This window comes from Corallococcus sp. CA054B (genome assembly GCF_003611625.1).
GTDB classification, from domain to species: domain Bacteria; phylum Myxococcota; class Myxococcia; order Myxococcales; family Myxococcaceae; genus Corallococcus; species Corallococcus coralloides.
This window is the reverse complement of the sequence record NZ_RAVY01000235.1, coordinates 1-13,789: the sequence shown is the minus strand read 5'-3', so window position 1 is coordinate 13,789 and position 13,789 is coordinate 1. Positions and strand designations below refer to the sequence as shown.

Genomic DNA, 13,789 nt, shown 5'->3' with positions numbered 1-13,789 from the left:
CACCCACACAGGGGGCCCCCGCTCCGCCCCCCGTCCCGTGGATCCTTCCTGGAGTCGAGTCCGCGCTCACGGGGCCAACGCGTGAGCGCGGGCTTGAGGGCGTGCCTACTCCCCGCCGTTCCGGACGGTGGGGGCCCGCAGGGGTGCGATGAAGCCCGAGTAGGCCATCCGGTTCGGTGAGCAGCGCCCGGGGTTGGTCACCTTGTCCGGCGTGGCGTTGCTCGTCATGGCGGTGCTGACCTCCTGGGGCGCGGAGGCGGGATGGGCCTCCAGGAAGAGCGCGACGATGCCGGTGACATGGGGAGCGGCCATGGACGTGCCGCTCAGCGTTCGGGTCGCCGTGTCATCGCTGGCCCAGGCCGAGAAGATCTCCTCGCCGGGCGCGAAGACGTCCACGCAGTCGCCATGGTTGGAGAAGGACGCCCGCCGGTCCACGGTGGTGGTGGCACCCACGGTGATGGCCTCGGCGGTGCGCGCGGGAGAGCGCTTGCACGCGTCCTGGTTCGCGTTGCCCGCCGCCAGCACATACGTCACGCCCAACGCGATGGAGCGGCGTACGGCATCGTCGAGCGCCGCGTCCTCCCCTCCGCCCAGGCTCATGTTGGCCACCGCCGGGGACTGGTGGTGCTCGGTCACCCAGTCCACGCCCGCCACCACGCCCGCCGTCGTCCCGGCGCCCTCGCAGTTCAGCACGCGCACGGCGTGCAGCGACGCGCTCTTGGCGATGCCATACAGGTTACCGCCCACCGTGGCGGACACGTGGGTGCCATGGCCGTTGCAGTCCACGCCGTTGCGACCGTCGCCGACGGCATCGAAGGCGATGTCCGCCCGCCCGGCGAACTCCTGGTGCGTGGGGCGCAGGCCCGTGTCGATGACGTACACGTGCACGCCCCGGCCCTGCGTCTGGTACTGGTAGAGTTGATCGAGCGGCAGGTCGCGCTGGTCGATGCGGTCAATCCCCCACGTCGCATCGGACTGGCTCTCGTCGAGCGTCACCACGCCATTCTGCTGCACGTACTCCACCTCGGACGCGGCGGACATGGCACGGGCCTGCTGTTCGCTCATGCGCGCGGCGAAGCCCCGCAGCGCGTGCGTGTACACGTGGAAGGCCTTGCCGCCGAAGCGCTCCGTCAGGCGCCGCGCGACCACCACCGGCTCCTGCGCGGCGTCCCCTTCCTGGAGAGCCTTGAGCACGACGACGTATTCACCGGAGACCGGCTTCGCGACCGTGAGGAACTTCTCGCGCACCGGTGTCTGCACGGACGCGGTGCCCCGGCAGGGTGTGTCACCGGGTGGCGGTATGGGATTGCCCGTGCTCTGGCACGCCGACAGCAGGAACAGCACGCAGGCGGACGCGACCGTCCGCGACAGGAGCTTCAGCGACATGGGTCCCCCCGGGGGTGGCACTTCCAGCTTCGGCCGGATGCCGGGAAGCAACGCTGGCGCGGCCTTCCCAGTGAAGTAACGCATCCCGACTCAAAGCAGTTGCTGCCCCGCGGGGTCGCGAAACGTCCGAACCATGGCTCAGAGCAGCCCGTCCAGGATGAGCCCACGGCGCTGGTAGTCCTGCATCTGCGCGCCGTCGTGGGCCACCACCGGGTGCAGCTCGGGCGCAGTGCGCAGCAGGTCGTGCAGCCACCGCAGTTGGTGTGCCATCGCCTGTGCATCCTCGCCGCCCAGCCAGTTGGTGAGCCGCGGGTGCATCCTCGGGAGCCGGATGTTGTCCTGGTGCCAGGCCACGTCGCCGACGAGCAGGAACTCGCGCCCGTCGGCGAGCCGCACGTACACCAGCTGGGTGCCGGGCGTGTGGCCCGGGGCCTTGATGAGGACCACGCCGGGGCGCAGCAGGTGCAGGCGCTCGTACTGGAGCGGAGTGAGCCTGGCGCGCAGCTCCGCGGTGAAGCCGGCTTCCTCGGCGTGCGGGCTCCGCAGTTGTTCGTCCGTGAGGTGGACCTTGCCCGCCACCTCGTCCAGGTAGGCCGAGTGCGCGATGCCCGCGCAGTGGTCGAAGTGCTCGTGGGTGACGACCGTCGCGTCCGCGCGGCGCAGCGCCTCCTGGACCCGGGTGTGGGCCGCGGCGTCGAACTCCGAGCCGGGGAACTGGGCCTGCTGCGTCTTCTCGTCGCTCCCGACGTCCACGAGCACCGTGCGGCCGTCGGCATAGACGACCTGGTACGCGTAGAAGTCGAAGGCGACCTCTCCGAAGCCGCTGCCGGCCACCACGAGCGCGTGCGGCACTCCGGAGGCCCGGCCCACGTGCTGGCTGCGCAATCCGGTGGGGAGCGGCGCGCCGGTGGAGACGGCCAGGGCCCGGATGGCGCCCAGGTCGGCGTCGAAGCGCGAGGTCTCCGGTACGTTCACGTCGCTCAGTCCCACGGCCGCGACGACGACCAACACCAGCAACAGGGCAGCGACAGCCATGCCCACGCGACGCCACAGGGTCCGCTTCATGGCCGGCATCTTGCCGACTCCCGCCGTCGCCCTGCGTGAAATCTCCGCGGTGTGCGCACCCGCGGTGAATCAAGCGGTGCCCTTCTGGGGGCGCAGCAGCGCGGCGGCCAGCACGACGCCGTAGACCGCCGCGCTTCCATGGACCGCGAGCGCGAAGGCGAGCGAGGCACCGCCATGCATCACGGTCAGCGCGTCCACGGTGGGCATCACGATGCAGGCGAGGACGAAGACGCCCGCGGCCTGTCGCTGCCGGATGGCCACCAGGGCGAACATCGCCAGTGCCACGCCGAGGTCCCTGCCCGCCTTGATGTACAGCCAGGGGATGACCTCGCTCCCGGAGTCGCGCAGCCCGAAGCCCCTGGCCGCGTTGATCGGGTTCAGCGCGGCATTGAGGCTGAGGAACAGCATGAAGGCGCCCAGCAGCAAGGTGAACAACGCAGTGGGAGAGGTGAGCTTCCAGGGCAACGGTGAGGAGTTCGGGTTCATGAGGCCTCCAGCTGAAGCGCGGGTGTCATTCATGGCTGGGAATGTGACGGGCTGGCCTCGGAGACGCCATTCGTGGACGGCTCAACCTTTTGTCTGAAACGCTCAGGGCGCGAGCGTTGGGGACAGCCCGCTGCTAGCCTCGAGGGCATGGACCTCTCGCCTGCTTCCGACCTGCTGGGCCAGATTCTCGAGCGAACCCGCCTGCGCGGGCAGCTCTACTGCCGCACCGTGGCGCGCGCGCCCTGGGGGCTGCGCTTTGCTCCCACGACCTCGGCGGCCCTGCATCTGGTCCTCGCGGGCTCCTGCCACCTCACGCAGGGCCGGGACTCCGTCGCGCTGGGGCCGGGGGATGTCGTGTTGCTGCCGCGCGGCGACGGGCATGCCATGGCGGACTCGCCCCGCAGCCCCAAGCTGAGAGTGGAGGAGTGGCTGGCGACACGTGGGGAAGGGGCTTCCTCGTATGTGCTGGGCGGGGCCGGCGTGGAGTCGCGGGTGCTCTGCGGCTTCTTCGCGTTCGACGAGCCGGGGGCGCATCCCGTGCTGCGGCTGCTCCCCGAACGGGTCCATCTGCGGGGGGCTTCCGAGGACGCGCGTGCCCTGTTGCCCACGGTGTCGCTGCTCGAACGGGAGTACGCGCGGGGAGAGCGGGGCGCCTCGGTCATCGTCTCCCGGTTGCTCGACATCCTCCTGGTGCAGGTGCTTCGTGCCTGGGCGGACGCGCAGCCGCCGGGCGGCGCGGGCTGGCTGGGGGCGCTCGGCGACCGGACGCTCGCCAGCGCCCTGGGCTGGATGCACGCGGAGCCGGGGCGGAGCTGGACCGTGAGCGAGTTGGCGCGGCGCTCGGGGACCTCCAGGGCGACGCTCGCGCGGCGCTTCGCGAGCGAGGTGGGCGTGGCGCCTCATGAGTACCTCACGCGGCTTCGGATGCAGGAGGCCGCGCACGCGCTGCGTGAGGGACAGGAGGGGCTCGCGGCCATCGCGGGCCGCGTGGGTTACGAGTCCGAGTTCGCCTTCAATCGCGCCTTTCGGCGGGAGATGGGCGTGCCTCCCGGCGAGTACCGGCGCAAGGCCCGTGAGGGCTGAACCGGAGCTCGTGCGGGGCCGGAGCCCTGACTGAGGCCGTCAGGGCTCCGGCGCTCCTTCCCAGGACTTCAGCGTCTACGGGCTGAACATGCCGGTGAGCACGCTGGCGCGGCCTCGCGGCAGCGAGCGCTTGAACGGGCGCGTCGCGAGGTCCGAGCCGGGCTGGTACCAGCTCTGGATTTCCGCGAAGTACGTCTGACCCGCCTGCAGCACGCCCGGGGGCAGATACACGCTCTGGAGATCCGTGTGCAGCGCCGCCACGCGCGTCACGGTGGTGAAACCGTTGCTCGTGCCCAGCCGGTAGATGTTCACCACGTAGTTCGTGGCCGTGCCGACCAGCGGCTTCGACCAGCGCAGCGAGGCGTCGGTCCCCACGCCCGTGAGGTCCTGGAACGCGCCGCGCGTGTTCACCAGGGGCGCCTGCACCGGCCCGACGAGCGGTTGCACGGGCGCGGCGGTGAACGCGCTCGCCTCCTGATCCACGCGGATGTCCACGCTCATGGTGTAGGGCGTCGCGGTTCCCAGCGCGTAGCTCTTCGTGAAGCCCGCGGCGGCGAGCGCCACCTTCTGCCACGTCGCAGGGAGCGGGTTGTTGTACGTCATGCTCCCCGTGACGATGTCGGTCCGCTGCGTGTCAGGATTGAGCTTCACGAGCAGTGGCTGCCCGCTGATGGATGCGATCGCCGAGCTCAGCGCGGCTGGCCGGGCGGACATCCAGATCTCGTTGTACGTGCTGACCGCGCCCGGGTTCACCTGGGTGCGAAGGGCCTCGAAGGCCGAGCGCCTCCAGTCCACCGAGAAGGTGCCTGTCGCGAAGGGCTGGGTGAAGGTTCCGCTGACGGTGACGGGCTGGCCCTCCACCTGCGTCATGCTCGTGTCGAGCACCTTGTGCATCGCGCGGTAGGGCACTCCATTCGCGCTCGTCTGCAACCGCATCTGCGCCAGCGAGAACACATCCCCGAGGCCGCTGTCGAGCAGCACCGGGTTGAGCATGTCGGCGTAATTGAAGACCAGCCCGGAGAGCGACGTGGCGCCCGCCAGGGGGAACCCCGTGACGCCGCTGTGGATGTAGCCGAACGCGCCCGGGTTCAACGAATACACTTCCAGGTAGTCCCCCGGCTGCCACGGAGACAGGCCGGTGGCGGACACCGTCACGGGGGTGGGCTGCGAGACGAAGGTGCCATCACGGCCCCACTCCGTGGAGCCCAGGTCGAACGCGCGGCCGGTGCTCACCAGGTAGCGAGAGCCCAGCTTCAGGTAGATGCGGCCCGAAGGGACGTTCGGCACGGAGATGGTGCCGTCCGCGGAGCCCGTGCCCGGATAGGCCGTGAACGCCCCGGTTGTTGAGTCCCGCGTGTATGCCACCACCGACGTGGAGGACTGGTCGTATGGCTTCGTCTCGTTGCCCGACGCGGCGACGAAGGTGACCGGGCTGGTGCCGGTGACCTGGGTGATCAGGCCTTGGGTGACCTGGGAGGTCGCGTCCGTCGACGCGGAGGAGTCCACCGCCTCAGCCTCTTCGAGCCCTCCGCAGCCGACCCCTGCCATGCCGACCAAAAGCCCGATGGAGATCAATGACTTATGCATTGTGAAGGCAGCCCTTTCGGCGACGCCCCGAATGGCGTCGCGCAGGGAGATTCATACCGGGTCGGTCTGACATTTCCGGGCGCGCCTCAAGCCCGATTTCCACTCGGGACTGTGAAGGCAGACGCGCTTGTCGGCGGTGAGTCAGGCAATGGCTTCCGTGAGAAATCCACGGCGTGCCAGGGCCCGCCTGGGCGGCCTGCATCCGCTTCCGGGCTGGCCGCTGCGCGCGAGGGAATCCTCACGCTCGCGGCGTTGCTGGCGTGAGCGCGCCGTCACCTCGGCGTATCGGCGGTGATGAGGGCTTTCTCCTCTTGCTCGAACCGGGGCGGTAGCATCGGCCGCCATGGATTCACCTGCCGACCTGTCCTCCGCCGCCCATTCGTCGGTCCCCACGTCGCCGCCACGCGTGTGGACGGTCCTGGTTGCGTTCGCGCTCCTGGTGACGGCAATCCTTGTCGGGGGCGTCATTTCCGCCAGCACCGCGATGGCGATGGAGATGCTCCGCTCGGGAGTCAGTCCGCAGGACACTGGAGCCATCCAGGCCCTGACGGAGAAACTCAAGGCGATGCCCTGGCTGATGGTCGCGGCCGTGATGACGTCCAGCTGCCTGGGGTTGGTCGCTGCGCTCATGGGCGGGTTCCTGTCCCCCACGCCGATGATGCAGCGGCTGTGCCTGGGAGCGGGAGCACCGCCAGAGCCTGTGCCGACCGGGCCCTGAAGCGGCGTTGCCTTTTCACGGTTCATTCATGTCTCAATGCCCTGACGAGAACGAACTGCTGGACGGGGCGCGGGCGCGACTGCCGGCGGAGGCGCAGGCCCGGCTGGAGGCGCACCTGGATGGGTGCGCGGCGTGCTGCGCGGTGCTGGCTGGCCTGGACGGTGGGCGCTCCCTGTCCCTGGGCAGCCCGCCGCTCGCGCCGCCGCCGGAGCCGGAGGCGATGCCCCAGCCCGGTGCTCGCGTGGGCCGCTATGTGCTGCTGCGGCGCGCGGGGGAGGGCGGCATGGGCGTCGTGTTCGCCGCGTATGACCCGGACCTGGACCGCCAGGTGGCGCTCAAGCTCCTCAAGCCCGGCGTGGTCGTGGACGCGGAGGCCCGTGGACGGCTGATGCGGGAGGCCCAGGCCCAGGCGCGGCTGTCTCATCCGAACGTCGTGACCGTGCATGACGTGGGGCTGGACGGCGACACGGTCTTCCTCGCCATGGAGTTGCTTCGCGGTGGGACGCTGCGCCGCTGGTTGGCGGAGGCCCCACGGCCGTGGCCCGAGGTGCTGGCGCGCTTCGTCCAGGCGGGGCGGGGCCTGGCCGCCGCGCACGCGGTGGGCCTCGTGCATCGCGACTTCAAGCCGGACAACGTGCTGCTGGGCGAGGATGGCCAGGTGCGCGTCGCCGACTTCGGCCTCGCTCGCGCCGGGCCCCTCCCGCCGGGTGCGTTGGACGTCCACGCCGAGGTGGCCCCCGTCCGCGAAACGCCGCACCCCGGAGGAGACACGCCTGCCGGTACCGCGCTGGGCACGCCCGCGTACATGTCCCCGGAGCAGTGGCGGGGCGCGCACGCGGACGCGCGCAGCGACCAGTTCAGCTTCTGCGTCGCGCTGTACGAGGCCCTCTTCGGCCAGCGGCCCTTCGCGGGGGGCACGGCGCGGGAGCGCGCGCGAGCGCTCGCTGGCGGCCAGGTGCTGCCACCGCCCCGGGACACGCGGGTGCCCGTCGGCGTGAGGCGGGCGGTGCTGCGCGGCCTCGCCACCGACCCCCTCCTTCGTCACCCTTCGCTGGACGCGCTGCTCACACGGCTGGAGCCCACTCCCCGCGCGTCGCGCTGGCGCCTGGCCTCGGCGGCGTTGGCCCTGGGCGTGATGAGCAGCGCCGCCACGGGCTTCGTCGTGATGCGCGGCGGCGAGCAACGGGTCTGCACCGGCTTCGAGTCCCGTCTCGCGGGCACCTGGGACGCGGCGCGACGGGAGCGGCTGGAGCAGCGCTTCCGCCCGGAGACGCTGTCCATTCCCGGGGCCACCTTCGCCTCCACCGTGCGCGCGCTGGATGCCTATGCCCAGGCGCTGGTGGCCCAGGAGCAGCAGTCCTGCGAAGACACGCGCGTGCGGCAGACCCAATCCGAGCGGTTGATGGACCTGCGCGCCGCATGTCTGGATGGCCGGCGTCAGGCCCTCCACGTCCTGGTGGACCTGCTCGAGGGCGGGGAGCGCGAGGCGCTGCTCCGGGCCCCGGAGGCGGCGCGGCGGCTTCCCTCGCTGGCCGCGTGCGCGGATCGGGCGGTGCTGGCCCGGGTGGATCCGCTGCCCGAAGCCCCGGAGGCCCGCGCGAAGCTCGCGTCGCTCGTTCGTGAGCTGGACGGGCTGCGCGCGCAAGGCGCGGCCGGCTTTCACGCGCGGGCCCTGCCCCGGCTGGAAGAGGTGGTGGTGGCGCTGCGGGGGTTGGAACACCGCCCCACGCTCGCGCGGGCCCTGCTCCTGCTGGGCGAGCTGCGGGGCACCGACGGCGGCTTCACGGCGGCGCGCGAGGTGCTGGAGGAGGCCGTGCGGGTCGCGGAGGCCGGTCACGACGACGAGACCGCCGCGCACGCCTGGAACCGCCTCCTCTACACGGAAGGGGAGGGGCTGGGCCTGGTGAAGGAGGCCCAGCGCACCGCGCGCATGGCGGAGGCCGCCCTGGCCCGGCTGGGGCCCGAGGGCTCCGCGGAGGTCGCGTCGGAGCTGCACCGCTACCGCAGCGCCTTGAGCTACCGGCAGGGCGAGTTCGCGCGGGCCTTCACCGAGGCGGAAGAGGCCCTGACGCTGCTGGAGCATGCGCCGGGCGCCCAGGACGAAGCGCTCGCGGAGTCTCTCAACGGCCTGGGCCGGGCCCTCAACGGCCTGGGCCGCTACGCCGAGGCGGAGCGGCACTATGTCCGCGCCCTGGCGCTGGTGGACGCCGTGTACGGCCAGGACCACCCCGTGCGCGCGGCGTACCTCAGCAACGTGGCCACCGCGCTGCGGCTCCAGGGGCGGGTGGCCGAGGCGGTGGCGCGCTACCGCGAGGCGCTCGCCGTGGGGGAGCATTACTACGGGGCGGATCACCCCACCACCTGTGTCATGCGCACGAACCTGGGCGACGCGCTCTCGCGGCAGGGCAGGCTGGAGGAGGCGGTGACGCACTACGAGCGCGCCCGGTCCCACCTGGGCGGCGGTGGGGACGGGGAGCGGCTGCGGCTGGCGGCCGTGCTGCTGAGCCTGGGCAACGCGCGCTCGGACCTGGGCCAGCTGGAGGAGGCGGAGGCCGTCTACCGCGAAGCGCTCTCGCTCCAACTGGCGCAGCTGGGCCCCCAGCACCCGGACGTGGCCCTGTCGCGCAACAACCTGGGGTCGGTGGCGCTCGACGCGGGCCGGCTGCGCGAAGCGCGCGAGCACTTCGAGGCGGCGCGCGAGCTGTGGGAGGCCACGCTCGGCCCGGCGCACCCGAAGGTGGCGAGCGCCCTGTACAACCTGGGCCACGTGGAGCTGCGCCTGGGCAGGGCGCGTCCGGCGATCGCCTGCCTGCGGCGGGCGCTGACGGTGCGCGAGGCGGCGCTCGGCGCGGAGCACCCTCGCGTGGTGCCGACGCTTGGATTGCTGGGGGAGGCGCTGTGGACCGCGGGCCAGCCCCGCGAGGCCCGTGAGCAGCTGGAGCGGGCGGTGACGCTCTCCACGCGGCTGGAGGTCGCTCCGGAGGATCATGCCCGCGCGCGCTTCGCGCTGGCCCGTGTCCTCTGGCCGACGCGCGCCGAGCAGCGCCGGGCGCTCGCCCTGGCGCGCGAGGCGCTGGAAGCCTATTCGCGCAGCTCGCCCATCTACGCGCCCCGCGTGCGCGAGGTGCGGGCCTGGCTGTCCGCCCATGGTCCCTCATGAGCCGGGGCGCACGGGTCCCGGCCCGCCCTGGGCAGGCTGTCGCTGGAGGTGAGCCATGCCGTTCAAGCAGACCGAGTTCTTCCTCGCACATGCCCCCGGCGAGCTCGTCCCGGCGCTGCGCGCGCACCCCGGGCTGGAGCAGGTGCTCGAGGGCATGGTGCGGGCCGCGCGCGAGGCCTGTCCTGACATGGGCCTGGAGGTGGAGGCCTTCCTGGCGCACGCGGCGGAGCGGCTGCCCGCCACGGGTGACGCCAGCGAAGTGCTCGCGAACCTGCACGCGGAGGACCTCGCGCTGGCCTTCACCTGCGCGCGCGGGAACGCGCGGGCCCTCCAGGCGTTCGACGCCCACGTCTTGTCGCGGGTGGGGACGTGGCTGCCAGGTGAGGCGCCCTCGCAGGTGGACGAACTGCGGCAGTTGCTGCGTCAGCGGCTGCTGCTTCCAGTGGGTGGGGCCTTGCCGAGGCTGGCCTCCTATTCCGGGCGTGCGCCGCTGACGCAGTGGGTGCGCGCGGTGGCGCTGCGGTTGCACATCGACCAGCAGCGCACCGCGCCCCGCGAGCAGCCGGCGGGCGAGCGGCTGCCGGGGCTGGCGGAGCGGTTGGGCGCGGACCCCGAGCTGGCCTTCATCCGCGAGCGGCACCAGGAGGACTTCCGCGAGGCCTTCCGCGCCGCGCTGGGGCGGCTGGACGCGCGGGAGCGCAACCTGCTGCGGCTGCACCACGTGCATGGCCTGTCCATGGACGCGGTCGCGGCCACCACGCAGGCGCCGCGCTCTACCGTGGCGCGCTGGATTGCCCGCGCCCGCGAGCGGCTCCTGGCCCTCACCCGCGAGGAGCTGACGGCGCGGCTGGGGCTCACCCCCGCCGAGCTGGACAGCCTGCTGCGCCTCGTGCGCAGCGAGCTGGACATCAGCCTGCGCCAGCTGCTGGCGGATTGACTCCGCGCCCCGAAATCACGGGCCGGGTGAGACGAAATTCTCATCCTCTCGTCCCTGGGGAAGAACCGTAACCAACGGAATCACGGGATGTCGCCATGCGTCGAGGCGCGAGGCGCCGTGGGACCCGTGTGCCCGGTGGTGAGCGTCACGCAAGGGAGGAAGCCCATGAAGCAGTGGACCCGATGGAGCACCGCCATGTCCGCAGTCACCGCCCGTGCCTGGGCCATGCCGTTGGCGTTGTTGGGCATGGTGGGGTGCACGAACGACGTCGCGGGGGATGAAGTCGTCGCCCCCGTTCCGGAGGACGCGCACGTGAAGGCGTGGGTGCCGGAGACGCCGGTGCCCGCGGCCGCGCACGCCGAGGGAACGGAGCACACGCTCCAGATGGACTGGGTGCTCCAGGAGAAGACCGTGGAGGACCTGACGGACCACTCGGCGTTGATCATCGACGGGAAGGTGGAGTCCACGCGCTACGACGTCCTGCGCAGCTACGCGCGGTCGAAGTCGGAAGGGGCGGCCCCCGGTGAGCTGAGCGGCCTCTATACGGACCTGCCCGTCACCATCGCGACGGTGAGGATCGCCAACATCGCGCGTACGTCGCGGAACCTCCAGAGCGCGTCGGGCGGTGTCGTCGCGCAGGGGGCCACCGTGGACGTGATGTATCCCGGCGGCCTGCTCGCGGACGGCTGCACGCTCGCGCCGGAGGACAGCCCGCTGCCGGCGGTGGGGGAGCAGGCGGTCCTCTTCCTCGCGCCGCAGGAGGGCGTCAAGCCGCTGGCCGCGCAATCCCTGACGGGCGTCTATTCCGTGACGGGAGGGCCGGTGGGGCGCGTCCTCGTGAAGGGAGGCCTCGTGCAGGGCCCGAGCTCGCCGCGCCACGCCACCGCGCTCAAGCAGCACCTGGGGGGCCCCGTCGACGCGCTGCTCGCGCGGGTCGGCGCCCGCGCGCAGACCGTCGAGTACGTGCGCCCCGAGGCGCGCGCGGTGCCCTCGGTGGAAGACGCGCCGAGCGGGCCGACTGCCCAGAGCTGGTGCGGGGTTCCGCTCTTTGGCTACAGGTGGTGCCGCTACCCCACGAACGTCACGTACACGGACTTCACGACCACGCGGTGGCCGGTCGGCGACGCGATGAACGCGTGGATGTACACGACCATCTCGAACGGCCTCTACTTGCACTGGCGCGGCAGCGGCTCGTCCGACGTCATGGTCTATGAGAACTGGTACGGCAACAACGGCTGGCTTGCCTATACCTGGAACTACGCGTCGGGCGGCTGCATGACCGGCAGCGTCGTGAACATGAACAACACGTACCACGCGGGCGCGTACCACGCGAAGAGCGTCAGCGTACACGAGATTGGCCACACGCTCGGCATCGCGCACCACTGGGATTGCAACTCGATCATGTATTCGAGTCCCACGGTCTGCGGATCCGCCGTGACGTCCTGCGACGCACAGGTGGCGGCGGAGCTGTACCGGTACTGAAAGCCGCGCTCAGGAGGGGGCGCGTAGGGCTCAAGGCCCTACGGCCCCCCGGGCCTCGCCCGGCGCATCCGGCAACTCCGCCGCGAGCTTCGCCCTCAACGTGGCCACGATGTTCGGATTGTCCCCTGACACATCACGCAACTCCGACGGATCCGACACCGTGTCGAAGAGCTGCACACGCACCCCATCCGGCGTGGGCAGCTCCAGCAGCTTCCACCGGCCCAGATAGAGCCCCCGGTGCCGCGCCCGGCGCACCGGTCCGTCCCATTCCGGCTTCAGTGCAATCTCCCCCGTGTCGCCCTCCACCATCGCGATCTCATAGAGCCACGGATACGGCATGCGCACCGTCTGGTACGCCTGCCCATCCCGGTCGCTGAACCAGATATCCGTCTCAATCAGCGCGGGCACATCCGGCAGCGCCTTGGGCTCCGGTCCCGGCCGCGCGAGCGGCGCCAACGAGCGCCCCCGGAACGACTCCGGCGCGGGCACGCCCAGCAAATCCAGCACCGTCGGCGCCACGTCCAGCGAGCGCGCCCGCTGCGTCACCTGCCGCCCTGACGCCACCTGCCCGGGCAGCCGCACCACGAACGGGATGCGCAGCCCCGCGCTGCCCCACAAATGGTCCCCGTGGCCCTGGCCCAGCCCTTCATCCTCCAGGTGCTCGCCGTGGTCCGACAGCAGCACCACCAGCGTGTCGTCCCACCGTCCCCGCCGCTCCAGGTCCGCGCGCAGGTTGCCCACGAGCCCGTCGAACGTGCGCACCCCCGCGTCGTAGTTCGCGCCCAACGCCGCGACGTCCCCCGGCGTGGTCGCGGGCGCCTCCGGATCCACCTCCATCCGAGGCGTCGCCCCGAACCGCCACGGCCCCCGGTACCCCCGCTCCACGTACTTGCCCTCCAGCGGCCACGGCGCGGCGTAGGGGAAGTGCGTGGACGACGCGAACACCACCAGCGCGAACGGCGCATCCTCCGGCAGCCCGTCCAGCACATGCCGCACCCGCGTGCGCAGCGGGGCAGGGTCCGTCAGCTCCGGGAACTCGCCCCGTTCCTTGAACAGCCCCGGCGCCAGCGCCGTCCACGGCAGCAGCGCCACGTGGGTGATGAGCATCCGCTGCCGCACCAGGTCCGGGAAGCGGAAGTCCGGCGCGGACACCACCTGGAAGCCGTACGGGAACCGCGAGAAGTGGTCCCCCGCGTAGTCCGCCACCACCGCCGTGCGGTACCCCTGCGCCTCCAGCGCGGTCGCCAGCGTGGTGAGCTTCGTCTCACGCGCCTCGCGTCCCACCAGCGTGTGCACCACCGGGTGCTCGCCCGCGTACTGCGACGTCAGCAGCGTCGTCCATGACGGCGCCGTGCGCGGCACCTGCACCACCGTGTCGTTGAAGCGCGTGCCCTCCTCCATCAACCGGTCGATGTTCGGCGACGTGGACCGCGAATAGCCGTTGCCCGACAGGTGGTCCGGCCGCAGCCCGTCCGACGCCAGGATGAGCAGGTTCGGCCGCGCACGTCCGGTGGACTCCGGCCCCTGCTCCGCCAGCGACAGCCCCAGCCCCGTGAAGCCCGCCACCGCCGCCGCGGCCGTCACGCCGCCCAGCACGCCGCGCCAGCGGGGTGACTCCGCCAGCCACCGTCCCACCACCGCCAGCACGCTCAACACCGGCAGCACCAGCGCCGCCATGACCCAGCCCGACGGCTGCGTGCCGCTCAACCCCCGCAGCACCGCCGCCGTCAGCTCCGAGCGCTCGTACAGCGTCGCCGCGTACAGGTGCGGATGCCGCGCCATGTCCCCCGCGACCAGGAAGCCCTCCACCACCAGGCACCCCAGGCCGCTCAGCCAGAACACCGCGCGCCGGCTGCGCTCCGCCGCCCACAGCCCGGCCCCCAAG

10 protein-coding genes are annotated in these 13,789 nt (G+C 71.9%); 5 read left to right on the top strand and 5 right to left on the bottom strand.

What is annotated here, in order from left to right; translation table 11 throughout:
- Positions 1–105: 105 nt before the first annotated feature.
- From D7V80_RS35970 to D7V80_RS35960, 3 genes are all read right to left on the bottom strand, one after another.
- Positions 106–1,386, bottom strand: coding sequence for a S8 family peptidase (locus tag D7V80_RS35970; RefSeq protein WP_233585976.1), 1,281 nt, complete (start codon positions 1,384–1,386; stop codon positions 106–108).
- A 138-nt stretch (positions 1,387–1,524) separates the two neighbouring features.
- Positions 1,525–2,451 carry an MBL fold metallo-hydrolase gene (locus D7V80_RS35965; RefSeq protein WP_158616754.1) on the bottom strand — a complete coding sequence of 309 codons (927 nt, stop codon included), beginning with the start codon at positions 2,449–2,451 and terminating at the stop codon, positions 1,525–1,527.
- Positions 2,452–2,520: 69 nt separating this feature from the next.
- Positions 2,521–2,937, bottom strand: a complete 417-nt coding sequence (locus tag D7V80_RS35960) for a DUF4267 domain-containing protein (RefSeq protein ID WP_120592392.1) — start codon at positions 2,935–2,937, stop codon at positions 2,521–2,523.
- A 147-nt stretch (positions 2,938–3,084) separates the two neighbouring features.
- Here D7V80_RS35960 and D7V80_RS35955 point away from each other — a divergent pair, with 147 nt between their 5' ends.
- Complete coding sequence (locus D7V80_RS35955; protein ID WP_233585975.1) at positions 3,085–4,020, top strand: AraC family transcriptional regulator; 936 nt, start codon at positions 3,085–3,087, stop codon at positions 4,018–4,020.
- A gap of 75 nt (positions 4,021–4,095) precedes the next feature.
- On the opposite strand, the gene D7V80_RS35950 is transcribed toward D7V80_RS35955, so the two are convergent.
- Positions 4,096–5,607: an ABC transporter substrate-binding protein gene (locus tag D7V80_RS35950; protein ID WP_120592390.1), complete on the bottom strand. Its 1,512-nt coding sequence runs from the start codon at positions 5,605–5,607 to the stop codon at positions 4,096–4,098.
- A 343-nt stretch (positions 5,608–5,950) separates the two neighbouring features.
- Here D7V80_RS35950 and D7V80_RS35945 point away from each other — a divergent pair, with 343 nt between their 5' ends.
- The 4 genes from D7V80_RS35945 to D7V80_RS35930 all read left to right on the top strand — a co-directional run bounded on the left by D7V80_RS35945 (position 5,951) and on the right by D7V80_RS35930 (position 11,904).
- Positions 5,951–6,325, top strand: coding sequence for a hypothetical protein (locus tag D7V80_RS35945; protein ID WP_120592389.1), 375 nt, complete (start codon positions 5,951–5,953; stop codon positions 6,323–6,325).
- 28 nt (positions 6,326–6,353) lie between these two features.
- Positions 6,354–9,485 (top strand): serine/threonine-protein kinase, encoded by a 3,132-nt coding sequence (locus D7V80_RS35940; protein WP_120592388.1) that lies wholly within the window; start codon positions 6,354–6,356, stop codon positions 9,483–9,485.
- Positions 9,486–9,540: 55 nt separating this feature from the next.
- A complete protein-coding gene (locus tag D7V80_RS35935) occupies positions 9,541–10,422 on the top strand; it encodes a sigma-70 family RNA polymerase sigma factor (RefSeq protein ID WP_120592387.1) in 882 nt (293 codons plus the stop codon).
- A 195-nt stretch (positions 10,423–10,617) separates the two neighbouring features.
- Positions 10,618–11,904 carry a reprolysin-like metallopeptidase gene (locus tag D7V80_RS35930; RefSeq protein WP_158616753.1) on the top strand — a complete coding sequence of 429 codons (1,287 nt, stop codon included), beginning with the start codon at positions 10,618–10,620 and terminating at the stop codon, positions 11,902–11,904.
- Between the two features lie 30 nt (positions 11,905–11,934).
- On the opposite strand, the gene D7V80_RS35925 is transcribed toward D7V80_RS35930, so the two are convergent.
- The coding region (locus tag D7V80_RS35925; protein ID WP_120592385.1) for a sulfatase at positions 11,935–13,789 on the bottom strand (1,855 nt) is incomplete at its 5' end.